The following is a 24,984-nucleotide window of genomic DNA, read 5'->3' on the forward strand; positions in this document are numbered from 1 at the left end:
TCGACCGAGTTTCAAAATCCGTGAATGGCTGTGTGAATGTTACGTCGTCATCGACCGACGCGCTCGAGGAACCGATCGAACGCCCCACTCTCGGGATGAACGTGGACGTACGTGCCAAGCGAGCCGTACTCGGTCAGGCCGTCGTGGCCGCCGTCGATGCCATCACCACGGACCGTCTCGAACGCGAATCGGGCGTCGCCGGCGACGTCGGCACTCGAGTAGTGGAACTCGTGGCCCCGAATCGTCTCGCCGGCGGCTGCCGTCAGCGTTCCCTCGATGGCCTCGAGTTCGACGTGATCGAGCGCCTGGTAGCGGTCGCACATGGTCACGTCCGCGGGCAGGATACCGGCCATCTCGCTCGTCTCGCCCTCGGCCGTCGTCAGCGATTGAGTCATAGCCATCAGACCGCCGCACTCGCCGAGCACTGGCAGCCCCTCGGCGGCCAACTCGCCCAGGTCAGTGAGGGTGCCCGCGTCCTCGAGTTCGGCGGCGTGGAGTTCGGGATAGCCACCGGGGAGATAGACCGCGTCACACTCAGGAACGGGATCGCCCGCGACCGGCGAGAACGTGACCAGATCGGCTCGCTCGCGGAACCGTTCGATCGTCGCCGGATACCGGAAGCAGAAGGCCGCATCGCTGGCGACGGCGATCGTCGTGTCGACCAGCTCGGCAGGCGCGATCGGCGTCTCCGGCGCACGTGGCTCGCTCGCGACGGCCGCCAGTTGGTCGGCCCGCAGCGACTCCGCGGCGTCCGCGAGCGCCTCGCGTGGAAGCGCAGCCTCGTCGCCCATCTCGAGCCCGAGATGCCGGTCGGGGATCTCGAGGTCGCTCGAGGGTGGAATCCGGCCAAAGTACTCGAGGGAATCGGGCAAGGCGTCGCGAATCCCCTCTTCGTGGCGGCCGCCGTGGGCACGCTGGGCGACGACACCCGCAACCTCGATGTCACGGCCGATCGCGTCGGCATACTCTCGGAAGCCGAGGGCGGTCGCCGCGACGCTTTCCATACCTGCTTTGGCGTCGACCACGAGGACCACAGGAAGGTCGAGGGCTTCGGCGACCATGGCGGTGCTCGAGCCGTCGCCGTCGTACAGGCCCATGACGCCCTCGACGACGCAGATGTCACCCGCGCCGCGCTGGAGGTTCCGACGGAGGCCGTCTGCACCCTCGAGCCAGAGGTCCAGCGTCCGAGAGGGCCGGCCCGCGATCGCCTCGTGGTGGCTCGGATCGATGAAATCCGGGCCCGCTTTGGCCGGCTGGACCGCGTGGCCGGCGTCTTCGAGCGCCTGGATAATCGACAGCGTCGCGACCGTCTTCCCGACGCCGGAGCTGACGCCGCCGAGGACGAACCCCTTCATCGGCTCCACACCGGGACGACAGCCATCCCTGCAGTTGCAGTCCGTGTCCGCGCGAGCGCGACAGGTCCCACTAGCATCATTGTACTTGCGTTAGTACAAGTCGACTTGAATCCGTCGACACCCACTGCCAACCGACAGGATACTTGTACGTCGTTTGCATTGGCCGGAAATATGAGTTCCATCGAATCCACGAGTGACTCGATGCCTGCGTTGAAAGAGCGCGCCGGCGTCGTCAACGCCCTGATCGACGGCGCACAGACCGTCCTCGTTCGCCACCCGACGCTCGATCCCGGCGAGATCGATGAGCCGTTCATCCTCTACCCGGCGTACAGCCACCAGAACCCGGACCGCTATGAGTCCGACTTCGAGAGCTACTACCACCGAGCGAGCGCCAAACCAGATGCCGGCGTGCCGATCCGTGCGATCGCCGACGTCCGCGAGGAGTATACCGTCTCGAGCGACGAGCTCGAGGCACTGGCCCGCCACTACGTCTACACGCCGGATGGTCTGCGCGACAAGTACGGGCCGGACGACGAGCTGCGGGTACTGTTGCTCCGGGTATCAGAACTCGAGTCGCCCCGACTGATCGAAGAACGCGGCAGCTACCGGGGCTGTCGGGCCTGGATCGACTTAGCCGAGGACGTCGCGATCGACCGCGAATCAGCCACACAGGTGCTGGATGACGCGACGTTCGCCGAACGCCGGGCGGCGGTTCGCGACGCGCTCGAGTGACCGACACCACCGACGAATTTAACCGCTCGAGTCCGTTATGCCCGCTCCCTCGAGACACCATGACCGACACGACCGACACCGAGACCGGCGAGCATCTTCGTGCGGCGCTTCGCCACTTAGAGGCGGCCCGCCAGCAAGAAGACTTGCGTAAGACCAACGCCGTCGCGCTCGAGAACGTGTCGAATACCGTGTCGACGGTGCTTCGGGAATACGAAGGCGACAGGTAGCAGTCGGCCGGTTTTCGCCGCGAGTCCAATGCGTGGCACCCTCGAGCCGAGACATCAATGCATGACATTCACAAGCAGATCACTTATAATAGCGCAGCGCGGAGTCAACCCTGTCACTGGGCGATAGCAAGTCCGGTGATTGGACGGCTGTCTCGCGTGTCAGGTATCGATGAGACGGGCCACGCGTCCTCGGGGAACGGAGAGAGAAAAGCACGAACGAGGATCTGAGCACCATTTCGCGTGGCCGTTTGGGGGCACTCGGTACCGGACGCGGTACCGATTTTCATACTGCCGGACAGAACGATGTGAAGCCGGCCGCAAATTCGCGACCGGCTTCGTATTGACTGCTGTCCAATAGTATCACGGCGCAACCATTATTCGTCGACGTACGATGGCCGCTCGGCGTACTCGATCGGGTCGCGAACGCCGATCCGCTGGAACGCCTGCAGCCGGAACGCACACGCGTCGCAGGTCCCACAGGCGGGTTCGTTCTCGCGGTAGCAACTCCAGGTGTGTTCGTAGGGGACCTCGAGTTCGACGCCGCGTGCGGCAATGTCGGTCTTCGAGTGCTCGACGAACGGCACTTCGATCGCGATCTCGGTCTCGGGTTTCGTGCCGACGTCGACCACCTGCTCGAAGGCCTCGAAGAACGCAGGCCGGCAGTCGGGGTACCCCGAGAAGTCCTCGCTGTGAGCACCCATGAACACCGCATCACAGTCGTTTGCCTCCGCATACGAGACTGCCATTGCGAGCAAGTTCGCGTTTCGGAAGGGGACGTACGACGATGGGATTTCGTCGCTCTCCAAGTCGGCGTCTTCGACGGCGAGGTCGTCATCGGTGAGACTCGAGGCCCCGATCGCCGCGAGGTGGCCGGTCTCGATCCGCAAGAAGTCGGCCGCATCGAGGTCGTCGGCCAGCCGGCGGGCACACTCGAGTTCGCGATCCTCGGTGCGCTGGCCGTAGGACGTGTGCAACGCGTAGATCTCGTAGCCCCGTTCGCAAGCCTCGTAGGCGGCGGTGGCGCTGTCCATGCCGCCAGAGAGGAGGACAACGGCGCGTTTCGTGGTCGATTCGTCGGCTGCGGAGTCGCGTGGTGTATCAGTCATCGTGAGAGCGAGCGGTTACGTTTCGGGCGCATCGTTCCAGAGGTCGACGTGGAGCCGCGGCGTATACCGGAAGCCATACTCCATCGCCAGGTCGGCAACCCGACTACGCGTGTCGGCGAGTCGCTCGCGGGTCGCTCCCTCGGGCATCAGGAGGACGTCCTCGTCGGAGATCGGGACATCAGCAGCCGCTCGCAGGTCCGCGAGCAACTCGAGAATCTCCGGCATGTCGTCGGCGTCGGTCACGACGAATTTGAGCTGGACGTTGTACTCGGCGACCAGCCGTGCAAGTACCTCGAGGTCGATCCGATCGGCTTCGTGGCGCTCGGCCCACTCACCCTCCCCCGACGGATCGCGCTCGGGCGTCGGCGTGCTGCTTGCGAGTTTCGGGCTCACGGAGACGAGATCGATCGGCGCGTCCCGGTAGATCGTCCCGTTGGTCTCGACGGTAGTGTGATAGCCCCGGTCGTCAAGCGCCTCGAGCAAGGCGACGCTGTTCTCGTGGAGCAGTGGTTCGCCGCCGGTGAGGACGACGTGGTCGGCGTCATACGAGTCGATCTCGGCGACGATCTCCTCGAGGCTCATCCAGGCGTGGGTCGGCTCCCAGGAGGTGTGATAGGAATCACAGAACCAACACCGCAGGTTACAGCCGCTCGTGCGAACGAACACCGACGGGACGCCGGCGAGCGTTCCCTCCCCCTGCAGCGAGTAAAACAACTCGTTGATCGGCAAGCCGTCGGCTGACTCGTCGCCACTGGGCTTGGCGTCGGTCACACGGCCGGCGGAATCGGAAACTGGCATCTCAGAGCGTGCTCCCCCCACAGAGTTCGTTCGTCTCGTTAACTTGTACCGCGACATCGGTCACCGTCTCGGGTAAGGCTGCCGCGAGTTTCCGCTCTAAGACGACGCTCATCACCTCGGCCGTCGGCGGGTGTTCGAGGACGACGACCGCATCATCGTCGCCGGCCGCCTCGAAGGCCTCGATAAGGGGATCGCCGGCCTCGAGCAGGAACATGTGATCCCACTCGTCGATGACGTCGGTAATATCACCTTTGTCGGCGATCCAGCCCTCCTCGGTCAGCTGTCCCGCGACGGTGACGGATATTTCGTAGTTGTGGCCATGCGGCCGCGAACACTTGCCGTCATGATGTCGAATCCGGTGGCCGGTGCTGATTCTGATCGGCCGATCACGGCCGACATGGAGGACACGACGGTGTCCGACGACACTGTCATCCGTCGTTGTGGCCGGTCCGGCGTCGCGTGTCTCAGCGGGAGTGGTCATACTTCGGTATTCTTTCGAGAATACTTAAGGATGGCCGCTTGGGGCCGACCCACTCCCGAACGTGGTCGTCGTGTGTCGACGGGAGAAACTGTACGCGAGCGGTCGCTGACTGGCGGCGGCCGCCTCAGCTCTCGAGTTGGTCTTGAAGCCTGTTTTTCGCCTCGGTACGACGCTTGCGCGAGAATTCGGGTGTCTCGTCCGAGAAATCGATCTCGATCTCGTCTAACGTTCGGCGATAGATGTTCGTTCGTCTTCCTTCATCGGATAGTCGCCGCCCCTCACATATCAATAGTCCAGCATTAACGAGTTCTTCGATCCGACGATAACAGGTTGCGATCGGAATTTCGATATCTTCGCTGAGCGCTTGTGCTGATTTCGGTGTACCTGCTGCACAGAGTATCTCTACGCTATATTTACTCCCCAATGCGGAGAGCACTGCAGCCGAGTCCCCCTCGGTTTGTTTTATCTGACTCCGAGACATACTCCGTTCGTTACTAATTATCAGAATTGAATCTTGTGGTTACTACCACTTTATCGAAAATCATAACGATATGACAGTATTCGGAACAAGAGGTGGGCGAGATGCATTTGAACCACGGGTGCAAACGCCCCGGTATGAATGTCGCGGTCGTGACGGTCGGAGACGAACTGCTTGCTGGACGAACGACGGATACGAACGCTACGTGGCTCTGCGAGCAACTCGACGATCGTGGCGTCGACGTCGAGCGCGTCACGACGGTTCCGGATCGAGTGAGCGACATCGCTCGCGTCATCAACGAGCATCGCGCCGAGTACGACGCCGTCATCGTCACGGGCGGGCTCGGGCCGACCCACGACGACCTCACGATGGAGGGCGTCGCTGCCGCCCTCGGGCGCGACCTCGAGGACCACGACGAGGCCCTCGCCTGGCTCGAGGCGGACGGGTACAGCCGCGACGATCTCGTGGCCGGGACCGCCGAACTGCCGGCGGGGGCGCGGGCGCTTCACAATGACGCGGGCGTCGCCCCCGGTGCCGCACTCGAGGGTGTCTATGTGCTTCCCGGCGTCCCCGGCGAAATGAAGGCGATGTTCGAGACGATTGCAGACGAGTTCGCCGGGACGGCGACCTACCGCGAGGCGATCGTCGCCGACGAACCAGAAAGCGCACTCCTCGATCGGATTGCCGAACTGCGGGACCGGTTCGACGTCTCCGTCGGGAGCTATCCGGGCGATTCGGTCCGGATCGAACTCAAAGGGACTGACGAAACGACCGTTGCCGACGCGGCCGCGTGGCTGCGTGAGCGGGTCGAATCACCGTAACCCGGTGCCGTCAGCGGTACAGATAGAGCGTCCAAGCGATGACGACGAACAGGCCCAGCGCGAGTGCGCCCCAGCCGACAATGTTCATCGGGAGCTGCGTTTCCGTCGCAAGAACAGCGGCATCGGTCAGTGTGGTCATGGTTGGCGCTCGGACCGCATCCCTCTTAATCCTTCAGAAATCGTGCGCGTCGCTCGCTCCGTCGCCGCCTGCTCGCAGATCCGCGACGACGGTGATGTCTCCGGTCGGCGACACGATATCGCTTTCTGGCTGGCGTGCGACGCTCGAGTATGGAATCCATCGGCGTCGTCGTCAACCCGATCGCCGGGATGGGTGGTCGGGTCGGGCTGAAGGGGACCGACGGGAAACTCGAGGAGGCGCGCCGTCGCGGTGCCGAGCCGCGAGCGCCGGAGCGGGCACGCGAAGCGTTGCGCTCGCTCCATCGGCGGGCACCCGGCCTCACCGTCTACACCGCCGCCGGCGTGATGGGTGAACGGGCAGCTCGAGACGCTGGCTACGAGCCGACGGTCGTCTACGATCCAGCAACAGTCCGTGAGGACGACGCGACCGATCCGGCACGGCCCGGCGACCCTGCGAACGCCGAGACGACGGCAGCCGATACCCGGCGCGCCGTCCGTGCGGTACTCGAGCACGATGTCGAGTTGATCCTGTTCGTTGGTGGCGACGGCACCGCCGTCGATGTCGCCGACGTGCTCGAAGACACGACCACCGCGGAGGCAGAGCGAGTTGCAGCGACACCGCGAGACGCCGCCGAAACGCCGATGCTCGGCGTCCCGGCCGGGGTCAAGATTTACTCGTCGGTCTTCGGGGTGACGCCGGCCGATGCCGGCCGGATCGCTGCCGAGTTCGATCGCGTCGAACCCCGCGAAGTCAACGACATCGACGAGGACGCCTACCGCGAGGGTGAGGTCAGGACGGCGCTACGGGCGATCGTGCCGGTCCCCGTCGCGCCGGATCTCCAATCGAGCAAGCAGGTCTCGAGCGGGAGTGTCGACTCGCTGGCGACGGGGTTCGCCCGCGAGGTCGAACCCGGTCGGACCTACGTCTTCGGCCCCGGCAGCACCGTCGGCGCGATCGAGGCGGCACTGGGCATCGATGCCTCGCCGTTGGGCGTCGACGTCTGGCGGGCCGCAGCCGATACCGAACCGGACAAAACTGACTCCGAACGCGACTCCGACGGGCGCGAGGGGACGGTACTCGCCCGCGACGCTGCGGAAACGGATCTCCTCGAGGTCCTCGAGGATCCGGTGACGATCGTCGTCTCGCCGATCGGCGGACAGGGCTTTCTTTTCGGTCGCGGGAACCACCAGATCTCACCGCCAGTGATCCGTCAGGCCGACGAGATCGCCGTCGTCGCCTCGGACGAGAAGCTAGACGGGATCGACTCGCTTCACGTCGACACCGACGACGAGGAACTCGACGATGATCTCCGAGGGTGGCAACAGGTGCGGACCGGGCGGTTCACAACGCGAATGATGCCCGTGTCCTGACGTGTCGCGCTGCTTACTGGCTGTTTTGTAGGGTTACTGTGTGAATGATTTAAGGGGCGATTCATAACGGCCATCAATCACAACCATATAACGATCGCACTCGAGATAATGACCATATAGTCAAGATTAAGGTCGGGTCAAGCCTACGGTGTGATATGGAAACGCGGAAAGTGCAACGACTCGGCCCGTCGACACTCGCGATGACCCTTCCAGCGGAGTGGGCATCCGAACACGACGTCGAGAAGGGCGATGAGGTGTCGTTGCGGACCAGCGGCAAGGGGACCCTGACCGTGATGCCCGAGTCCGCAAGCACGGAGGAGACGGAAGCGATCATCCACACCGACAACTTAGACGCAAGCGCTGTCGAGCGTGCGATCGTCGCCCAGTACGTGCTCGGACGGCGTATCATCCGCATCGAGCGCGAAGACGGCGCGCTCGACTCGGATCACATCAACGCGGTCTATCAGGCCGAAACACAGCTCATGGGGCTTGGCGTCATCGAGGAGACGCCCGAGAGCATCTCGATCCGCTGTTCGGTCGATCCCGAAGACTTCACGCTCGACAATCTTCTCGAGCGCCTCGAGCGAACGGGCCAGACGATGCGCGGCGAGTCGATCAAGGCACTGGCCCACGGCAACCCCGATCTGGCCCAGCGCGCCTTAAACCGAGAACGACAGGCGAACAAGATCTTCGTGCTCCTGTTGCGCCTGATCTTTACGGCCTACCAGAACCCGAATCTCGCGCGAGCGGTTGGGCTGAACAGCGGTTTCCCGCTGATCGGCTACCGCTCGATCGCGAAGAACCTCGAGCTCACGGCGGACAACGCCGAGGACATCGGCGATATCGTCATGGAGACCGAAGGCCACACGTTAAACGTCGACAGCTCGGTGATGCGTGAGATTCGCGAACTGAACGAGATGGTCGACGAAATCACCTCTCGAGCTGTCGAGGCAGCCGTCGAACGCGATTACAACAAATCCAACGAGGTCCGGAAGCTGTTCCACGAGATCGCCAATCAAGAACAGGAAATCCTGGCCGAACTCCCGGAGATGCCAAACGAGGATCTGCTTCGCGTCCGTGAAGTGCTCGTCAGCCTCCAGCAAACCGCCCAGTATGCGATGCGAAACGCAGAAATCGCGGCGAACCTCGCGCTCAACGAGGAATCCGAACACACCACGATCAAGTAGTCGGGCCGGCAGGTGTGTCGGGGCTTCCGGCAACTTTCTGCAGTCGGGTGAAGCCACAGATCACTCTTTGCACTGCTGAACGGTCGGCTTCAGCACACTCGCCCCGATCGACCCTACGATGACTCCTCCACTGAGACCGAACAGGGCCCCGAGCAGGAGCGAGAGTGGAGGATCGACCACCATGATGGCAAAGACCACGAAGACTGCGCTGCCAGTTATCAACGGCAGACCACGCTCGAGCGCGCGCCGGAGTGGTTCGACAGCATCCGCAACTGCCGCAACGAGACCGAACCCGGCGCTGAGCCCGAGCCAAAGAACGGAGACCGACTCGAGCCCTGCGTTGGTCTCGAGTGCAGTCACCACGCCGATTCCAGCAAGCAGGGTTCCCAATCCCAATTTCAATCCGTATTGGGGGTTACTGTTCCCCTTCATTACATAAGTCCCACAACATTTTTCAAAAAGAAGGTGTCGCTCTGCGATACGCGGTGCTCGCGGGCAGGCATTGACGATGAAACTCGCTCAGCAATGAGTGAAGTTAAGAGACCCCACACACAACGCCCGAGCATGGCTACGCAAACCGAGACGGACAAGGGTATCGGACTGGGGCTCGCACTGGGCGCACTCGCAGTGATCGGCGCTCTGGTCATGCTCGTTGGTGCACCGGACGTGACGGCGGCCTGGGGATTCGCAGGGGCCGTGCTCTTTAGCTCGCTGGCGGTCGTCGGTATTCACCTCTCCTGACGACTCGAGGGTACACCGACGGGTCGAACAGCACGCAGCGTTGGCTCCGTGCCGTTCGGGCCGTTAAGAGTTAAGACCGACGAACACCTAGTACCATGTACGGACGATGAACGACTACTCCGACGAAGAGCGGCGAATCATCTCGTACCTCCGCGAGAGCGCCGCTCGCGGCGAGCAATACTTCCGAGCCAAAAACATTGCGGACGCGATCGGACTCTCGTCGAAGCAAGTAGGCGCTCGGCTGCCACATCTCGCGGAGAAAACGGACGACGTCGATATCGAGAAATGGGGTCGCGCCCGCTCGACGACCTGGCGAGTCACCATTAGCTAAGCGTCTCGCCACCGCTTGCAGACCAGCCCCGATGTCGGCTGCCATCATCGATGGGGCGGTCGCCCGCCGGTCCACGGATTTTTATCCGTCTACGCCACACGTACGGGCATGACTGTACGGGTCAATCGGTCGTTCGACGTGGCGGCGTCGCCGGAACGCGTCTGGGAGTTTATCGCTGATCCGGCAAACCGGGCGCAAGCCATCAGCGTCGTCGAGACGTACACGGTCGAAGACCAAGAGGGACGGCGCGTGACGTGGCAGGTCTCGCTGCCGATACCCCTCGTTCGCAGAACCGTCAGGGTCGACACCGAAGACGTCACGCGCCGACCGCCAGAGTACGTCAAATTCGTCGGCAAATCGAAAGTGATGCGCGTCACTGGCGAACACGAGATCGTCGCCACCGATGACGGTACTCGGCTCGAGAATCACTTCGTCGTCGACGGCAAACTCCCCGGCGTCGAGAAGTTCTTCAAGCGCAACCTCGATTCGGAACTCGAGAACCTCCGGCGCGCACTCGAGCGAGACCTACAGACGACACAGTAACGGTACTCGAACAGAGATGGTGTGACAATGACTCCCCCGAACGCTGCAAGCGAGGTATCTGCGGAGGGGCTGACGATCGCGCTCGCACAGCTCGAGATCGAGGCCGGCCACGTCGAGGCGAACGTCGATCGCGCACTCGAGGCGGTCGAACGGGCCGCCGCTCGCGGTGTGGATCTGGTCGCCCTGCCGGAACTGTTCAACGTAGGGTACTTCGCGTTCGATTGCTACGCGCGTGATGCCGAACCGATCACCGGCGAGACTGTCACCCGGCTACAGCAGGCCGCGATCGACTACGATATCGCCGTCCTCGCGGGAACTATCGTCGAGGATCTGGCGGCGACCGATGCAGTCGAGACACCCGCCGACGAGGGTCTGGCGAATACCGCAGTGCTGTTCGACGCCGACGGTACTCGCCAACTCGTCTACCGGAAACACCACCTGTTTGGCTACGAGTCCGCGGAGTCGGAACTGCTCGTTCCCGGCGAGCGACTCGAGACGGCGACGATCGGCGGCGTGACCGTCGGCGTGACGACCTGTTACGATCTCCGATTCCCGGAACTCTACCGGCAGCTGGTCGATGCCGGTGCCGAGCTGATACTCGTTCCGAGTGCGTGGCCCTATCCCCGCATCGAACACTGGCAGACGCTGTCGCGGGCGCGTGCGATCGAAAACCAGTGTTACGTCGCTGCGATCAACGGAGCCGGCGAATTCGAGGCTGCCACGTTGCTGGGTCGCTCGACCGTCTACGACCCGTGGGGCGTCACGCTGGCCTCGAGCGGCGACGGGCCAACGCTGGTGACGGCCACCGTGGACCCGGAAACGGTCGCAGACGTCCGCGCGGACTTCCCGGCGCTTCGGGATCGCCGGTTGTAGGCCGACAGCATCACCACGTGTCGCTGGCGATGAGTGGCGACTCGACCGCTGACTTTTTGGTTGGGCACGCCTTCGGTACGGATGCCGGCACAGACGCTTTTCACGTCGAAACCGGCACTGCGCGTCGCTCCGGCCCGTCGCATGCGCTCGGATCCCGGGACCGAGCGCACTCCCGTCTCCTCGTCTTCCGCGTCCACCTTTCGCCTCTACATCCCACCTTTCGCCGCTTCGTTTCGCTCACTGCGGTAGCTAAAACGGAAAGCCGCCGTCGCGGAGATCGAACTCTCCCGAGAGCCGGATTCGGCGAGCAGACTCGATCTCGAGTGACTGTGGCTATCGGTCCCGCTCGACGGTTTCGCCGGGCATGGTCGTTGCACCGGTCGTGAGCTTCAGGCCAGGCGTAAGGCTGGTGTTAATCCCGGTTTTGGCCCCGTCGCCGGCGACGACGCCGAACTTCCGCCGGTCGGTCGAGACGCGCTCGCCTTTGACGGTAAACCGGATGTCGTCGTCGTCGTGGCGCAGGTTCGCGACGTTCGTCCCCGCGCCGAAGTTGACGTTCCGGCCGAGGACGCTGTCACCGACGTAGGAGAGGTGACTGACCGACGTCCCCCGAGAGATGACGCTGTTTTTGATCTCGACGGCGTGGCCGACTTCGGCGTCGGCTTCGATGAGCGTCGCACCACGGACGTAGGCGTTCGGTCCGACCTCTGCACCCTCGCGGATCAGCGCCGGTCCCTCGATCACGACGCCGGGTTCGACCGTCGCACCCTCCTCGACGACGACTGCGCCTTCGAGCGTGGCGTCCTCGCTGACATCGCCGTCGACGCGGCGCTCGAGATCTGCGAGTTTCCACTCGTTTGCCTCGAGCAGTTCCCACGGGCGGCCAACGTCGAGCCACCGCTCGAGGGTGACGGGCGTGACATCGTACTCGTCGATCACCTGCGCGACGACGTCGGTGATCTCGCGTTCACCACGTTCGCTTTCGGGGACCTCGAGCCACTCGCGGGCTTTGGCTGGGAAGGCGTAGGCCCCCGCGTTGGCGAGATTCGTCGGCGGATCGGCTGGTTTCTCGACGATCCCCGTCACGGAGCCATCCTGCCCGGGTTCGGTGCTGAGAACGCCGTAGTTGCTCGGGTCGGCGACTTCGATCGCACAGATGGCCGGACAGGCGTCGAACAGCCGGTCGATCGCGGCCGGATCGTAGAGGTTGTCACCGTTGAGGACGGCAAAGGGCCCCTCGAGATGGTCGCGGGCGGCGTTGACGGCGTCGGCGGTCCCGGCCTGTTCTTCCTGGATCGCATACGAGATCGGCACGCCGCGGTATTCGGGACCGAAGTACTCCCGGACCGTCTCGGCCTCGTAGCCGATTACCAGCACGACTTCGGTTGCACCGGCGTCGATCGCCGCATCGACGGTATGGGCCGCAAGCGGGCGGTCGGCGACCGGCAGCATCGGCTTCGGAATCGATTCGGAGAGCGGTCGCATGCGCGTACCCTGGCCTGCAGCGAGGACGACTGCCTTCATGTACTGGCCCCTTCCATGAATCGTCGGATAAGCGGTTCGTTTGCCGGTGGGAACTGAGAGGGGGCCGGTCCGTTGATAGGACGGGGGGTCGGAACGAGGGTCCCCTCGCGAGGCTCGAGTCAGTCGTACGGACTGGTGTAAGTAATTTCCGCAACCGCAGGACGGTCGCGGTTGCATCGGCAAATCGTACAACAGGTACGGTCTAGTTCTGCACCACCTCAATCGGCGTCTTTCCGTCGAGAACTTGATGTGGTCTCTGACAGTTGTAGTAATGCACGAACTGTTCAAGCTACGCACGGGCACTCGATTGACTCTCCCCACCCACGTATTATGGAAGCAGTCGATCCGCATTTTGAAGGTATGAAACCACTTTTCGATGAGGTTTCGTTTAGTATAGTTGGCCCGACCGCTCAATTCTAACCGAAAGAGGGCAGTCCGATAGCCAAATTGATCGACGAGAAACTCAGCCTCGGATAGATCTTGTTTCTCCTCAAGACAATGGAGACCGTAGCCGCCGGATCGGTCCATCCGACCACCCAACGCGATATCGGAGATTAGTTTCGTCTCCAGATCTATTGCAGCATGCAACCAAAACCACTCGCTGTGCCGAAGGCCATTGAATATCAAAAAGCAATTCACTAATCGTAGGGTTGGCAGCAGTGTGAATAGGCGTGAGTGTCTCGCAGCAGTATGTAGTACTGGAGTCGTCGCAACGGCGGGGTGTAGCGCAATAAGAAGTGAACAGACGCTCTCTGACCCGACCGTTCATGCAGACTCCAGCAGGCGAAAGACGCTCATCTTCGCGACCACCAACGAGGAAGTCGGGAAATTTGGGGTAAATGGCCGTGTTGACTCTGGGATAATCGATGCACCAATCGAAATTTGGCACCGCGAAGGGACGGTTGTGACGTCCATTACATTCAGAATATGGATGCCTGAAGTAGCGAGAGAATCGCCCCCGAAGGTCGCTCTCGTCTCGCCAGTAGAAGGTGATCGTTCGCCACCGCCCTCAGTGGCACTCTACACTCCTGACCGTACTCTCGGAACAGTCATAGAGGTCTCTGATTTGGATGACCTTGCAGACGAGTCTATCAGTATCCTCAACCTGATCGTCAAGCCGGTAGCAGAAACCGCCACCAAGCTCAATATTCACACGACGATCGAACTCACAAGTAGTGACATCCTCGAAAGTAACTACACACTCAATGGAGCGCTCCAGTTAACGTACCCCGAACTCGATAACTGACCGTCAGAGGCACTTATAGTAGCACCAAATTCTGCCGCGTAGCTCTCGCTAAGCAGGTCTGTGAGTATTGATCGAAACCAACTTTACGACCTGCTCTCTTCTCAAATCGGCCTAACTAGGCAGTGCCTTCCAACAGACTGTCTCAGTCCTCGGAAGTCTTGATATCGGCCGACAGTCCCTGTGCCATTTCGATCTCCTCGGCGTTGTTCATCGTCCACGCGGTGCGCTCGGTGACGGCTTCGATGGCCTCGCGGGCGCTCGGGTAGCCGTTGCCAGACTTCTTGATGCCGCCGAAGGGCAGTTGCACCTCCGCGCCGATACACGGCAGGTTCGCGTAGGCGAGGCCCACCTCGGCGTGATCCCGGAAGTAGTTGAGCTGGCGGTAGTCCTCCGAGATGATCGCGCCCGCCAGTCCGTAGGGGGTGGCGTTGTGCATCTCGACTGCGCGTTCGATGTCACCCGAATACTCGAGGACGGCGACGTGGGGACCGAAACACTCCTCGTTCAGACAGCGTAGGTCGGGGTCGTAATCGATCTCGTAGACGAACGGGCCGACCCAGTGGCCGTTCGCGTAGCTGCCGCTCCGCTCACCATCGGCGTCCTCAGAAGCACGGTGTGCTTCTGATGTGCCCACAGAATCGCGTTGCGATTCTGGGACGGCAGTAGCCGCCCCACCCTCGTGACCGTCGGGGATCTCGCTGTCCTCGAGTTCGAAGCGGTCGACGAGAACGTTTGCACCCTCCTCGCGTGCGAGGTCGTTGTAGCTCCGGATCTTCTCGACGTGGTCGGCCTCGATCGCCGGTCCCATGAACGTGTCTTCTGCGAGCGGATCGCCGACCGCGATGTTCTCGGCGACGTCGACGAATCGAGCTTTGAACTCGTCGTAGACGTCTTCGTGGACGATCAGTCGCTCGCTCGAGACGCAGCGCTGGCCGGTGGTTTTGAACGAGGACATGATCGCCGCATGAATCGCAGTGTCCATGTCGGCGTGTTCGGTGATCACGATCCCGTTCTTGCCACCCATCTCGCAGGCGGCGAGCTTGCCGGGCTCGCCGCCGACTTTGTCGGCGATTTCGTGGCCGACTTCGGCCGAGCCGGTAAAGAGGACTGTGTCGACGCGCTCGTCGTCGGTGATGGCCGCGCCGGCGTCGCCGAAACCCTGAATCATGTTGAAGACGCCGTCGGGAATCCCCGCGTCTTCGAACATCTCGGCGACGATCTGGCCACACCATGGGGTCTGTTCGGCGGGCTTCCAGACGACCGTGTTACCCTCGACTAGGGCGATGGCCATGTGCCAGAAGGGGATCGCGACCGGGAAGTTCCACGGCGTGATACAGCCGACGACACCCCGCGGTTTGCGCCGCATATAGGAGTCTTTGCCCGCGACCTCGGAAGGGACCACGTCGCCGTGGGGGTGGCGTGCGTTTCCCGCCGCCCACTCGACCATATGCCAGGCCTCGGTCACGTCGGCTTTTCCTTCTGAGATCTCCTTGCCACACTCCTTCGTGACGATCTCGCCGAGTTCCTCGTGGCGGTCGCGCAGTTCGTGGTAGATGTCCCACAGATACTCGGCGCGGTCGATATACGACAGGTCACGCCACTCGTCGACGGCCGATTCGGCGGCCTCGAGTGCCGCATCGACGTCGGCCTCGGTTCCGCGCTGGAAGGTTGCCAGCGTCTCGCCGGTCGCGGGGTTTTCACTCTCGAACGTCGATTCGTCCCCGGTAGTCCACTCGCCACCGATGTAGTGTCCGTGTACCTGTTCTGTGGCTTGCTGGCTCATACCAGAGAGAACGGCGCGTGCGGTGAAAGTCCTGATGGTTGTTCACATATACCGAACTATGTGCCGAATTCATGATGCCGTGTGCATCGATTCGTGCAGTTATACGATCAATTCAGTAGACAGATGGGATGAATACGACTGTTCTCCCTGGTCACCGGCGATCAGCAGTCGGTTGGCCACGAGCGCGACGGTTGTCTTCGGCTAACCGACGCTTATCCACTGCTGAGATCCGCTGCCTTCTCGAGTTCGCTCCGGAGTGTCGTCGAATCGAATTCGTGGTCGGGACGCAGCCGGACGAAATCGAGAAACGCCCGCGCCGAGAGCAGTGTCGAGGGGGCGTAGGCCGTTGTTGCCGCGTCGACGGCCTTACGCGGGCCGATCCGGGGCTCGAGGACGGCCAGCGCACAGGCCAGATCGTATGCCGTCGTCTCGTCGGCGCGATCGTCGTGAACGCTGGTCGCGTCGATGAAGTAGAACTCACCATCGCTAAGGAGGATGTTTTCGGCTCGCAGGTCGCCGTGGGCGAGTCCGTGTTCGTGCAGACTCGATAGCATCTCGAACAGTTCCGCTGCCCGGTCGGCGATCACGGCGTCGGAGACGTCATCGAGCGATTCGAATTCGGGAAGGTACTCAAGGACGAGTACGCCCAGCCCGTTGACCTCGAAGGCGTCGATCGGTCGTGGGGCGTTGACGCCGATTTCGCGCATCCGCTCGGTCGCCTCGTGCTCGTGTTCGACCATCTCTCGGGGGGTGTCGAACCGGTCGAAAAACCCCTCAGTGCCCGAGGAGAACGCGCCGACGTTCCGACCGGTCGTCAACACCGCATGCACCAGCGCGTTTTGCCGGGAGACGATCTTGACGAACCACTCGTCGTCGATTACACACGGCGTCGAGAGCCAGTTGTCGGCCTCGAGGAACTCGACGCGAACGCACTCGCGGTCGTAGCGGTCCGCCAGCGTCTGAACGACGCGCTCGATGCGGCTCCACTCGACGGTTCCTCGTGCGAGCCGGCGGATGTCCATATCACTCATCACGGCTGTCGACGTTAAATGCGTCTCGACCTATTACCAACGAAACGTGTCCCTTGTCTTGGAATCACATGCTGACAAAACTCGAGGTCGAGGCAGCGGCCATCACGAAAGCAGTGACTGAGATCGGATCACGGTGAGAATCGCTCCTGTACCGACGCTACTCGTCGCACAGCTGGTATGCCATCTAGTATGTCGTGATAGTCTGTGACTGATATTATAACAGAGCAACAATACTATCACTCGAGCAACCCGTAATTGACAACGATGTTTGCGATCGACGACCTGAGTGACGCGATCGACGTGACCCGAGAGTTCCTAACGCCGGTTCGGCTCTGGATGTGGCTCAAGTTGGCACTCCTCGTGTTCTTTGTCGGCGGTGCTGGCTTCGGGTCACCGACGTCGTTCGGCGGCGGTGGCTTCGGTGGCGAGCCGACACCAGGACCAGGGGCCGACCTAGGGACAAGCGTCAACGTTGGAGAGGTACTACCGGTCGTGATCGCGGTCGTGGCCGTCGTCCTCGTCGTCGGACTCACCTTTCTCTTCGTCGGCTCGCTGTTCGAATTTACGCTCCTCGAGTCGCTGCGTTCGGGCGAGGTCCACGTCCGCCGGTACACGAAACGCAACGTCGGCCATGGCACCCGACTCTTCGGCTTTCGCGTCGCACTCGGACTCGTCGGTCTCGTTTTGCTCGGTGTCCCCGTGCTTGCGATCGTCTTCTCGACGTCTGAAACCGTCTCGCTAGGGCTGATCGGCCTGCTGGTCCTCCTTGCGATTCCGATCGGCATCGCCTTCGCCATCGTCGATCGGCTCACAACCGTCTTCGTCGCGCCGACGATGCTCAAGCACAATCTCGGCGTCGTCGCTGCTTGGAAGCGGTTCTGGCCGACGCTGCGAGGACACTGGACCGAGTACGTCGTCTATCTCCTGCTCGTCTGGGTCCTACAGCTGGTGTTTACCTTCGTGACTGGTATCCTCTTTGTCATTCTGCTGATCCCGTTTCTGCTCCTCTTACTCATCCCGGTTCTCGGCATTCTCGTGCTCCTACTCGGCCTCCCAGTGATTCTGCTGGGTGTGCTGCTGATCCAGGTCCCGATCGTCACCTACCTCCGTTACTACGCGCTATTGGTGCTTGGTGACACGGACACAGACCTCGATCTGATCCCCGACCAGCGAGCGGCGGTTCGGGGCGGCGGTCCCGACCGAACCGACGAGCCAGGCGGTGGCTGGAACACGGACAGCGATGGTCCTGACGGGGGCGATTACGGACAAGGCGACACGTCCGATCCATGGGGACGCGATGAGTCCCAGAACGGGAACGACACCGACTCGAGCGATCGGGACGACGATACCGGCTGGGGGGACTCGAACGGCTGGGACGACGGAGACGACGAAGATGACCGCTGGAAATAGGGGACCGGCCACCACTCGGCAGGATTAGCCGAGGAGGTCGTCGCCGCTTTCGGTTTTGACGCTCACGTTGACGGTTCCATTAACACTCGTCGTGTTATTGAGTTCGTCAACGCTCGTGGAATCGGTGATGCTTTCGGTATCGCTCGGGTCGGAATCGGAGCCAGCACTCGAGGGGTTCTCGTCGACATCGGTCGTCACCGCTTCCGTGAGGGCCGTAATGTTCGACTCCTCAAATCGCTGGATGTACTCGGGGTAGACGCCGATGGTCACGAGCAGGTCCTCGTTGGCTTCGACGGCTTCGGTGATGTGGACGTTGACCGAGACATCTTGGCCGCTGAATTCCGCGTCGGCAGTAAACCGCGACTGCGTCGTTGACTGATCGAGAAGCGTAACGTCGGTATCGGCTTGATGCTCGATGTTCCCAATCCCGTCGTAGTTCTGTCTGACGAGCGTGACGAGTTCCTGTGTCGACATCTCCTTGATGGGGTTGAGTTCACGACCGAGAATCGAGACCTGCGGGGTCGTCAAGACGTTGAAGACGGCACCGCGTTGCCTGCCCAGTAGTCCCATGTCCACTGCCTTCTCGTGGGTGGTCATGTAGTTGGTGACGGTCACAGCCTCGTTCGTCGGCCCGACCTCCCGTTCGACGGTGAGCGGTTCGATGGCGGTCTGTTCGTAGCCTGTCTCCTCGCGAGCGGCGGCCGTAACACCGGCGGGTGACGACTCGTGTTTGTCCAGTCCGACCAGTCCCAGACAGCCCGAGAGACTAGCGAGTCCAGTGACACCGAGTCCTGCGAGAACGGTTCGTCGGTTCATCGTTCTGCCACTCCCTCGGCAGTCGCTAAGTGTTTGTTGAAACAACGACTGTCTGTCAAGCCGAAAAAAGATCGTCGTGTAACTCGCGTAGCGACCAGCGAGCCCGAATTCAGGGCCAGGTGCCGGCTTCCTCGAAGGCGTCGGCGACGCGCTGGATCGCGACGACGTAGGTGGCCGTCCGTGGATTGTCGAGGTCGTGTTCCTCGTAGGTCTCGACCAGTGCATCGAAGGCGTCGACGATGACCTCTTCGAGTTCCTCGTTGACGCGCTCTTCGGACCAGGCGAAGCGCTGGCGGTTCTGGACCCACTCGAAGTACGAGACGGTGACACCGCCCGCGTTCGCGAGAATATCCGGGATAACGAAGACGTCCTTGCCTTCGAGCACTTCGTCGGCAGCAGGCGTGAGCGGCCCGTTTGCGGCCTCCGAGATGACGTCTGCCTTCACGTCTTCGGCGAGATCGGCGTCGACTGCGTTCTCGAGTGCGGCGGGGATCAGCAGGTCGACATCGAGCGTGAGCACGTCCTCGTTGGTGATCTCTTCTTCGCTCCCCGCGAAGCCGACGACGCTTCCGGTCTCGTTCTTGTGATCTTTCGCCGCGACGGGATCGAAGCCGTCGGGGTTGTAGATGCCACCGCTCGAGTCGCTGGCGGCGACGACAGTCGCGCCCATCTCGTCGATCAGCTTGGCTGCGATCCAGCCTGCGTTCCCGTAGCCCTGGACGGCCACAGTCGCGCCCTCGAGGTCCTTGTCGAGGTAATCGAAGGCTTCGCGTGCGGCGATGACCGTCGAGCGACCGGTTGCTTCGACGCGACCCTCGCTGCCGCCCGAGTCGAGCGCCTTACCCGTGATGACGCCGGGCTCGGTCGTGTTCTCGATAGTCTCGTAGGTGTCTTTGATCCAGTTCATCTCCCGCTGGCCCGTGTTCACGTCAGGCGCGGGGACGTCGCGGTCCTCGCCGATCATCGGCGTCAGTTCCTTCGCGAACGCGCGGGTGAGTCGCTCGAGTTCCGCTTCGGAGTACTCGTCGGGGTCGATGATGATGCCACCCTTGCCGCCGCCGAGCGGGATGTCGACGATCGACGTCTTGTAGGTCATCCAGCCGGACAGCGCTTTGACCTCGTCGCGGGAGACGCCTGGGTGATAGCGGATACCGCCCTTGTACGGGCCACGGTCGCCGTTGAACTGCGAACGGAACGCCTTGAAGCGCTCGAGTTCGCCGTCGTCACGCTCGATCGTCAGGTTCGTCTCGAGAACGCGCTCGGGGTGTTTGAGCCGCTCGATCACGTCGTCGCTGACATCGAGGTACGCTGCAGCCTCGTCAATCTGCGCTTGCAGACTTTCGAACGGGTTGGCTTCGTCTGACATTGACAGTAGCTTCCGAGGTAATCAAAATAAACGTGGCGAATGCTCCTCATAGTGCATAAAAGACAATATAAGGGATTGAAAGATAATTATATATTGGCAAGAGCGAGACTGACGAAGTAAGCAGTCGTCCCGAATAGCAATCGGATGGTACAGTTCGATTACATCGGTTTTGGAAGGCGGTTGACTCTCTATGTCTTCGAGAATGGCCGAGAGCAGTGACGACGGTCCGTTTCGATGAGAGACACCCCTCTTTCAGAGTGAAAGGCCGATCGAGCGGGCAAGCGGAGACGAATTCGGCGTGACTGGAGGACCGATGGAAGACTGTTGATCGTTCACACCCCTCATTTCAGAGTGAAACGGCGTCCTGTTGAGGCAGCAGACGTTCACTCTGAATCGGGTGTCCGTCTGGTCTGTGCGGGACCGATCGGATATGGGAAGTGACGGGACCCACACCCCCTATTCAGAGTGAAAACGGATCAAAGGGGTGGGGAGGGGTATCGTGATCGGTTCGATTCGATCGGTTAAACCCCGTTTTACTGCGGTAAAATCGGACTTCTCGGATTTCGGCCGGAGCTCGTAATTGAGTGGCTAGATATTGCCTCTACCGTAACATTCAATACTATATCTAGACAGACTAGTATAGACTATATAATATAAGTGTACATTAAACACATTATATAATGACAATACGTAGATCATTTGAGTTATGAAATCGTTTGCCGCTGATGTTCTCATCGCGGAGGTTTGCCCATCACATCTCTGTCGGTTTCAGTCTGAACGAGGGGAGGGTGGGTCAGCATGAGGCCGTACTGCGGTTACGTCTCCAATCGAGTTGGCGATCGGAACAGAGTCGATTGTGCGTTTCGGTGTTCAGTCTGCATCCGGTCTGTTGGATACTCCTCATACAAGCCACCAAACAATAGATACAGATTCTCTACGCCAAGTCTATCAGTCTGAACTACCTTCCATAGATTTATACGTACTGTCTTCCAGAACGGAACTATGGCTGAGCAGACCAGTGGGGACCCACTTTTCCGATCTCACGATCCTATCTTTAATCGGAAGGAACTCCTCCATGTCGGCCACGTCCCGGACGAGGACCGGATCGTCGGGCGTGACGACGAGATCCAATCCGTTGCCGCCGAGGTCGGGGCGATCACACGCGGTGATCCGCCGAACAACGTCATGATCTACGGCAAAACCGGTACCGGAAAGAGTCTCATCTCCCGGCACGTTGCGACTCGAGCCCAAGACGCCGCCCGAAGCAATGAGATCGACTGTGCCGTGCTCTATGTCGACTGTTCGGAAGCGAACACTGAGACCCGCGCCACGCGACAGTTGGCGCTCAATTTGAAAGAGCAGACTGGGTATCAGCAAAACATCCCGCTTCGGGGCGTCGGGACGATGGAGTATTACCAGCACATCTGGGAGATTCTCGAGGATTGTTTCGACGCGGTCATCGTCATTTTAGACGAGATCGACAAACTGGACAACAGCAATATATTAATGCAACTCTCGCGTGCGCGTGAGGCACAGAAGACCGACACCTACATTGGCGTCATCGGGATCAGTAACAAGGTCCAGTATCGGGAGACCCTCGACGAACGGATCGACAGTAGTTTCGGCCACCGCGAACTGTTCTTTCATCCCTACGACGCCTCGCAACTCCGTGAAATCATGCGCAATCGTGAGGACGCGTTCCAGCCGGAGGTCTTGGAAGGTGGGACGATCGAACTCTGTGCAGCCCTCGCGGCCAAGAAACACGGCGACGCCCGGAAGGCGATCGAAATCCTCAAAGAGGCCGGCGAACTCGCACGCCGGACCGGCAGTGAGACTGTCTCCGAAGCCCACATCAAGCAAGCACAGGAGGTTGCCGAGATTAACCGGATCGAAGAACTCACAAGCGGGGCAACCGTCCACGCGAAACTCGCCCTCTACGCGCTCGCGAGCCGCATCATTACGGGCGGACGAGAGACGTACAAGACACGGGAGATCTACGAGCGCTACGTCGGGATCTGTGAACTGGTCGCGAACGATCCGATCACCGAAAACGGACTCTATCGCCAACTCAAAGAACAGGCGTTTCTCGGCGTTATCGAGTCCGAGAAGACTGGCGGCGGCCGATCACAGGGAAGTTATCTCCTGCATCGGCTCGTTACCGATCCGAAACACATCGTCAAGGCCGTTCGGCGCGATTCCTCGCTCGAGGAACTCCCGACGTACGACCAACTCCACGAAACCAGCCCGTCGGCGACGAACCGAGAGCTCGATCTCGATTCCTTTTCGTGAATCGTCTGCTTTCTGATATTTGCTGCGACCCCCTCCTCGCTCGAATCGCATTTCACTCTGAACGAGGGGTGTGGGTGCCCGTGAGACCGGCCGATCGACAGGGGCAAACGCTATGAGTGTCAGTGCTGGACAACCGACAGTGACGTGATCATGTCGGCAGGCCTTCTGGTGTTTCGATGGAATCTGACCGGCGGACTGAGCGGCGGTCGATAACGGACCCACAGTCAGTACAGACGAGCAATCGTTCGCCGCCGGTCGTCGTGACATCCCAGTCGCCGGTGATCGGACTTCGGTGGCCACAGTCCGGACAGAAGAGGACCGTCTTTTGCGTTTCGAGAGGGGGTGGCGAATCGTCGTGTGTTGGAGGCGTTGTCATTACGCTGGCTAGCCACTCGAGCGAAATAGGGATTGTGCGACACGATCGTTCGTGATGGATCGAACGCGTCTCTAAGGGAGTGTGACAGCGCTATAATGAAATTTGACAACGAACTTTTCACATAGTCTCTCTGTGTGACTGTCGTCTAGAGAACGGTCAAAATTATGTAGGCATTTAGGGCCGCAGCCACCAGCCACGGCACCGCGAGTCCGACCGGGACGATCGGGCGATATGGCCGCTCGAGAAGCGGCCGACAGACGAAGCCGACGGTGACTGCAACCGCCTTCAGGGCGAGCATACCGGCCATTCCGTAGCCCTCGATCGCGCCACGTGCAGCCGGGTTCGACTCGGAGAGCCCCAGTTCAAGGCCGACGAACGTCGTCGCGACGTCCGCAATCAGGGCAAGCACGACGACGACCCAGAGCAGTCGCTCGAGCGTCCCGGGTGTGACATCACCCGGCAGGTGGCGATATGGAACCGCGCCCTCGGACCTCATAGCCTCCCCGCCGGAGTCGAACCAGCATCGTGCCACCGGGAGCACGCGCCGATTCCATCACGCGAGGTATTGTTATGACAGGCGTAGCGTGGTGGCAGGTCACAGTAACCACGTCTAACAGCTCGAAACGGGGTGCTACCGATCGAACTCGTCCCCCGCGGCACCTGCAGGCAGAACCCCTTTTGTCGATTTCGACGTTCAATTCGACGGTTACCGACACCGTTTCGCGGCGGGAGACAGTGGCGAAACGGGAGCCAGCGCTGGCAGGAGTTCGACATGCCGGAGACAGAGACTGAACAATCAGCCCACCGACTCGCGATGCTTCGAGACCGGCTCGAGCAGGGAATGGACCGGCGTGCGTTCCTGCGAACGCTCGTCAGCGGCGGCTACGCCGTTGGAATGGCCGCCTGGCTCGGTGTCGACGACTTTCTCGCAGCTGACGACGACGAGGTCCCCGTCGTCACCGCGCTCGTCAGGGACGATCCTGCCGATCCGTGGTCGATCCAGAAACGAACGCGAACGGTCCCCGCCGAGTGGTACGCCGCGGTCAAGGAGGCCCTCGAAGTAAACGAGCGGCTGGCCCAACTCGGCTTTACCGGCTATCTCGGCAGCGCAGTCGTCCCCGGCGACCAGAAAAGTGGGACCGCTTCCATCTCCGTCGGCCTCTCGAGCGACGGCCACTCGATCCCCGAGATGGTCAACGAATTCGCAGAGGGCATCGATCTCAATTCGGAGACGATCATCGATGTCGACGAGATCCAGAACGGGCCGGTACACCGAGAGCCCCAGCTCGTCGACGCGCTTGTGAACGAACGGGTCCCCAGCGGCGTCGCCTGCGAAACCCCCTCGAGTATGGCGACGCTCGGCCCGGCGCTGTATCATCCCGATGGGAAGCGACGGTTCTTCGTGACGGCCGAGCACGCGTTCATGGAAAATCACGACGCGACCGACGGGACCCTGCTGCTTCCACGCGAGGACAGTGACACGGTCGAGGTGGGAACCGTCGCCGACTACCATCCTATCGAGGACGTTGCGGCCATCGAACCCACTGGTGAGATCGAACCCGCGAGCCGCATCGACGCACCGTCACGACCCCGGGTTCGCGGCCAGTTCACCAAGTTCGGCCTCGCGACGCTCGTCGCACAGGACGCCGAACTCGAGAAAGTCGGCGCACTGACTGGTCATACGACTGGAAAGATTCAGGGGATCGACGCAGTGACCTGCTTTACCGATGACTTCTGTCGCCGTGGACAGATTCGCTGGGGTGGCGAAATGGATCTCACGGACGGCGACAGCGGCTCCGTGAGCTATCACCGCGACCCCGACGGTGACGACAACGATGTCCTCATTGCGGGCTTTAACAACGCCCGGACGTGGTGGCCCGGCCAAAGCTACGTCTGGGGCGTCAGTGCCTATCGACTGACAGAACAACACGGCTATCACTTCTAACCACCGGCTGACCACA

At 61.4% G+C, this 24,984-nt stretch carries 27 protein-coding genes and 1 pseudogene; 13 read left to right on the forward strand and 15 right to left on the reverse strand.

Features of this window, described 5'->3' with window-relative positions; genetic code table 11:
* Window positions 1-47: 47 nt before the first annotated feature.
* Window positions 48-1,355, reverse strand: a complete 1,308-nt coding sequence (locus BDK88_RS13315) for a cobyrinic acid a,c-diamide synthase (protein WP_130500846.1) — start codon at window positions 1,353-1,355, stop codon at window positions 48-50.
* Between the two features lie 171 nt (window positions 1,356-1,526).
* Between BDK88_RS13315 and BDK88_RS13320 the strand changes: the two genes are divergently transcribed.
* Both BDK88_RS13320 and BDK88_RS21230 read left to right on the forward strand, forming a co-directional pair.
* On the forward strand, window positions 1,527-2,087 hold the full coding sequence (locus tag BDK88_RS13320) for a DUF1802 family protein (protein WP_130500847.1): 561 nt from the start codon (window positions 1,527-1,529) through the stop codon (window positions 2,085-2,087).
* Window positions 2,088-2,146: 59 nt separating this feature from the next.
* Window positions 2,147-2,314, forward strand: a complete 168-nt coding sequence (locus BDK88_RS21230) for a hypothetical protein (RefSeq protein WP_165396966.1) — start codon at window positions 2,147-2,149, stop codon at window positions 2,312-2,314.
* Window positions 2,315-2,688: 374 nt separating this feature from the next.
* Here the strand turns inward: BDK88_RS21230 and queC are convergent, their stop codons facing one another.
* From queC to BDK88_RS21805, 4 genes are all read right to left on the reverse strand, one after another.
* On the reverse strand, window positions 2,689-3,420 hold the full coding sequence (gene queC / locus BDK88_RS13325; RefSeq protein WP_130500848.1) for a 7-cyano-7-deazaguanine synthase QueC: 732 nt from the start codon (window positions 3,418-3,420) through the stop codon (window positions 2,689-2,691).
* A 15-nt stretch (window positions 3,421-3,435) separates the two neighbouring features.
* Window positions 3,436-4,218 carry a 7-carboxy-7-deazaguanine synthase QueE gene (locus tag BDK88_RS13330; RefSeq protein WP_130500849.1) on the reverse strand — a complete coding sequence of 261 codons (783 nt, stop codon included), beginning with the start codon at window positions 4,216-4,218 and terminating at the stop codon, window positions 3,436-3,438.
* A 1-nt stretch (window position 4,219) separates the two neighbouring features.
* Window positions 4,220-4,699 carry a 6-pyruvoyl trahydropterin synthase family protein gene (locus BDK88_RS13335; RefSeq protein ID WP_130500850.1) on the reverse strand — a complete coding sequence of 160 codons (480 nt, stop codon included), beginning with the start codon at window positions 4,697-4,699 and terminating at the stop codon, window positions 4,220-4,222.
* A 124-nt stretch (window positions 4,700-4,823) separates the two neighbouring features.
* Complete coding sequence (locus tag BDK88_RS21805; RefSeq protein WP_130500851.1) at window positions 4,824-5,180, reverse strand: winged helix-turn-helix domain-containing protein; 357 nt, start codon at window positions 5,178-5,180, stop codon at window positions 4,824-4,826.
* A 134-nt stretch (window positions 5,181-5,314) separates the two neighbouring features.
* On the opposite strand from BDK88_RS21805, the gene BDK88_RS13345 reads away from it, so the two are divergent.
* Window positions 5,315-5,998, forward strand: coding sequence for a competence/damage-inducible protein A (locus BDK88_RS13345; RefSeq protein ID WP_130500852.1), 684 nt, complete (start codon window positions 5,315-5,317; stop codon window positions 5,996-5,998).
* A gap of 10 nt (window positions 5,999-6,008) precedes the next feature.
* Here BDK88_RS13345 and BDK88_RS22115 read toward each other — a convergent pair whose 3' ends face one another.
* Window positions 6,009-6,137 carry a hypothetical protein gene (locus BDK88_RS22115; RefSeq protein ID WP_277613481.1) on the reverse strand — a complete coding sequence of 43 codons (129 nt, stop codon included), beginning with the start codon at window positions 6,135-6,137 and terminating at the stop codon, window positions 6,009-6,011.
* A 149-nt stretch (window positions 6,138-6,286) separates the two neighbouring features.
* Between BDK88_RS22115 and BDK88_RS13350 the strand changes: the two genes are divergently transcribed.
* Window positions 6,287-7,507, forward strand: a complete 1,221-nt coding sequence (locus BDK88_RS13350) for an ATP-NAD kinase family protein (protein WP_130500853.1) — start codon at window positions 6,287-6,289, stop codon at window positions 7,505-7,507.
* 155 nt (window positions 7,508-7,662) lie between these two features.
* Window positions 7,663-8,694, forward strand: a complete 1,032-nt coding sequence (locus tag BDK88_RS13355; RefSeq protein WP_130500854.1) for a phosphate signaling complex PhoU family protein — start codon at window positions 7,663-7,665, stop codon at window positions 8,692-8,694.
* Between the two features lie 60 nt (window positions 8,695-8,754).
* Here the strand turns inward: BDK88_RS13355 and BDK88_RS13360 are convergent, their stop codons facing one another.
* Window positions 8,755-9,126: a hypothetical protein gene (locus BDK88_RS13360; RefSeq protein WP_130500855.1), complete on the reverse strand. Its 372-nt coding sequence runs from the start codon at window positions 9,124-9,126 to the stop codon at window positions 8,755-8,757.
* 132 nt (window positions 9,127-9,258) lie between these two features.
* On the opposite strand from BDK88_RS13360, the gene BDK88_RS21235 reads away from it, so the two are divergent.
* From BDK88_RS21235 to BDK88_RS13375, 4 genes are all read left to right on the forward strand, one after another.
* A complete protein-coding gene (locus BDK88_RS21235; RefSeq protein WP_165396967.1) occupies window positions 9,259-9,435 on the forward strand; it encodes a DUF7525 family protein in 177 nt (58 codons plus the stop codon).
* 106 nt (window positions 9,436-9,541) lie between these two features.
* Window positions 9,542-9,766 (forward strand): DUF7123 family protein, encoded by a 225-nt coding sequence (locus BDK88_RS13365; RefSeq protein ID WP_008009774.1) that lies wholly within the window; start codon window positions 9,542-9,544, stop codon window positions 9,764-9,766.
* A 108-nt stretch (window positions 9,767-9,874) separates the two neighbouring features.
* The gene (locus tag BDK88_RS13370; protein WP_130500856.1) at window positions 9,875-10,309 is read left to right on the forward strand and encodes an SRPBCC family protein; all 435 of its coding nucleotides are present in this window, start codon (window positions 9,875-9,877) and stop codon (window positions 10,307-10,309) included.
* A 27-nt stretch (window positions 10,310-10,336) separates the two neighbouring features.
* The gene (locus tag BDK88_RS13375) at window positions 10,337-11,182 is read left to right on the forward strand and encodes a carbon-nitrogen family hydrolase (protein ID WP_130500857.1); all 846 of its coding nucleotides are present in this window, start codon (window positions 10,337-10,339) and stop codon (window positions 11,180-11,182) included.
* Between the two features lie 333 nt (window positions 11,183-11,515).
* Here BDK88_RS13375 and glmU read toward each other — a convergent pair whose 3' ends face one another.
* Both glmU and BDK88_RS13385 read right to left on the reverse strand, forming a co-directional pair.
* A complete protein-coding gene (glmU, locus tag BDK88_RS13380; RefSeq protein WP_130500858.1) occupies window positions 11,516-12,706 on the reverse strand; it encodes a bifunctional sugar-1-phosphate nucleotidylyltransferase/acetyltransferase in 1,191 nt (396 codons plus the stop codon).
* A gap of 202 nt (window positions 12,707-12,908) precedes the next feature.
* Window positions 12,909-13,312, reverse strand: a pseudogene (locus BDK88_RS13385) (integrase core domain-containing protein); the annotation flags it as partial.
* Window positions 13,313-13,367: 55 nt separating this feature from the next.
* Here BDK88_RS13385 and BDK88_RS21810 point away from each other — a divergent pair.
* The gene (locus tag BDK88_RS21810) at window positions 13,368-13,952 is read left to right on the forward strand and encodes a hypothetical protein (protein WP_242611672.1); all 585 of its coding nucleotides are present in this window, start codon (window positions 13,368-13,370) and stop codon (window positions 13,950-13,952) included.
* 142 nt (window positions 13,953-14,094) lie between these two features.
* Here BDK88_RS21810 and BDK88_RS13395 read toward each other — a convergent pair whose 3' ends face one another.
* Together BDK88_RS13395 and BDK88_RS13400 are read right to left on the reverse strand one after the other, a co-directional pair.
* Entirely contained in the window at window positions 14,095-15,735 is a 1,641-nt protein-coding gene (locus BDK88_RS13395) for an aldehyde dehydrogenase family protein (RefSeq protein ID WP_130500859.1), read from the reverse strand.
* 212 nt (window positions 15,736-15,947) lie between these two features.
* A complete protein-coding gene (locus tag BDK88_RS13400) occupies window positions 15,948-16,757 on the reverse strand; it encodes an RIO1 family regulatory kinase/ATPase domain-containing protein (RefSeq protein WP_130501053.1) in 810 nt (269 codons plus the stop codon).
* Window positions 16,758-17,030: 273 nt separating this feature from the next.
* On the opposite strand from BDK88_RS13400, the gene BDK88_RS13405 reads away from it, so the two are divergent.
* Window positions 17,031-18,176, forward strand: coding sequence for a DUF7544 domain-containing protein (locus BDK88_RS13405; protein ID WP_130500860.1), 1,146 nt, complete (start codon window positions 17,031-17,033; stop codon window positions 18,174-18,176).
* A gap of 24 nt (window positions 18,177-18,200) precedes the next feature.
* Here BDK88_RS13405 and BDK88_RS13410 read toward each other — a convergent pair whose 3' ends face one another.
* Window positions 18,201-18,992, reverse strand: a complete 792-nt coding sequence (locus tag BDK88_RS13410; RefSeq protein ID WP_130500861.1) for a DUF6517 family protein — start codon at window positions 18,990-18,992, stop codon at window positions 18,201-18,203.
* Window positions 18,993-19,101: 109 nt separating this feature from the next.
* Window positions 19,102-20,358 (reverse strand): Glu/Leu/Phe/Val family dehydrogenase, encoded by a 1,257-nt coding sequence (locus BDK88_RS13415; protein WP_130500862.1) that lies wholly within the window; start codon window positions 20,356-20,358, stop codon window positions 19,102-19,104.
* A 1,002-nt stretch (window positions 20,359-21,360) separates the two neighbouring features.
* Between BDK88_RS13415 and BDK88_RS13420 the strand changes: the two genes are divergently transcribed.
* Window positions 21,361-22,647 carry a Cdc6/Cdc18 family protein gene (locus BDK88_RS13420; RefSeq protein ID WP_008009794.1) on the forward strand — a complete coding sequence of 429 codons (1,287 nt, stop codon included), beginning with the start codon at window positions 21,361-21,363 and terminating at the stop codon, window positions 22,645-22,647.
* Between the two features lie 148 nt (window positions 22,648-22,795).
* Here BDK88_RS13420 and BDK88_RS13425 read toward each other — a convergent pair whose 3' ends face one another.
* Together BDK88_RS13425 and BDK88_RS13430 are read right to left on the reverse strand one after the other, a co-directional pair.
* Window positions 22,796-23,023 (reverse strand): hypothetical protein, encoded by a 228-nt coding sequence (locus tag BDK88_RS13425; protein ID WP_130500863.1) that lies wholly within the window; start codon window positions 23,021-23,023, stop codon window positions 22,796-22,798.
* A gap of 145 nt (window positions 23,024-23,168) precedes the next feature.
* Window positions 23,169-23,519, reverse strand: coding sequence for a DUF5658 family protein (locus BDK88_RS13430; protein WP_130500864.1), 351 nt, complete (start codon window positions 23,517-23,519; stop codon window positions 23,169-23,171).
* Between the two features lie 276 nt (window positions 23,520-23,795).
* Between BDK88_RS13430 and BDK88_RS13435 the strand changes: the two genes are divergently transcribed.
* Complete coding sequence (locus BDK88_RS13435; RefSeq protein ID WP_130500865.1) at window positions 23,796-24,968, forward strand: hypothetical protein; 1,173 nt, start codon at window positions 23,796-23,798, stop codon at window positions 24,966-24,968.
* The last annotated feature ends 16 nt before the right edge of the window (window positions 24,969-24,984 follow it).

This window comes from Natrinema hispanicum (assembly GCF_004217335.1).
GTDB classification, from domain to species: domain Archaea; phylum Halobacteriota; class Halobacteria; order Halobacteriales; family Natrialbaceae; genus Natrinema; species Natrinema hispanicum.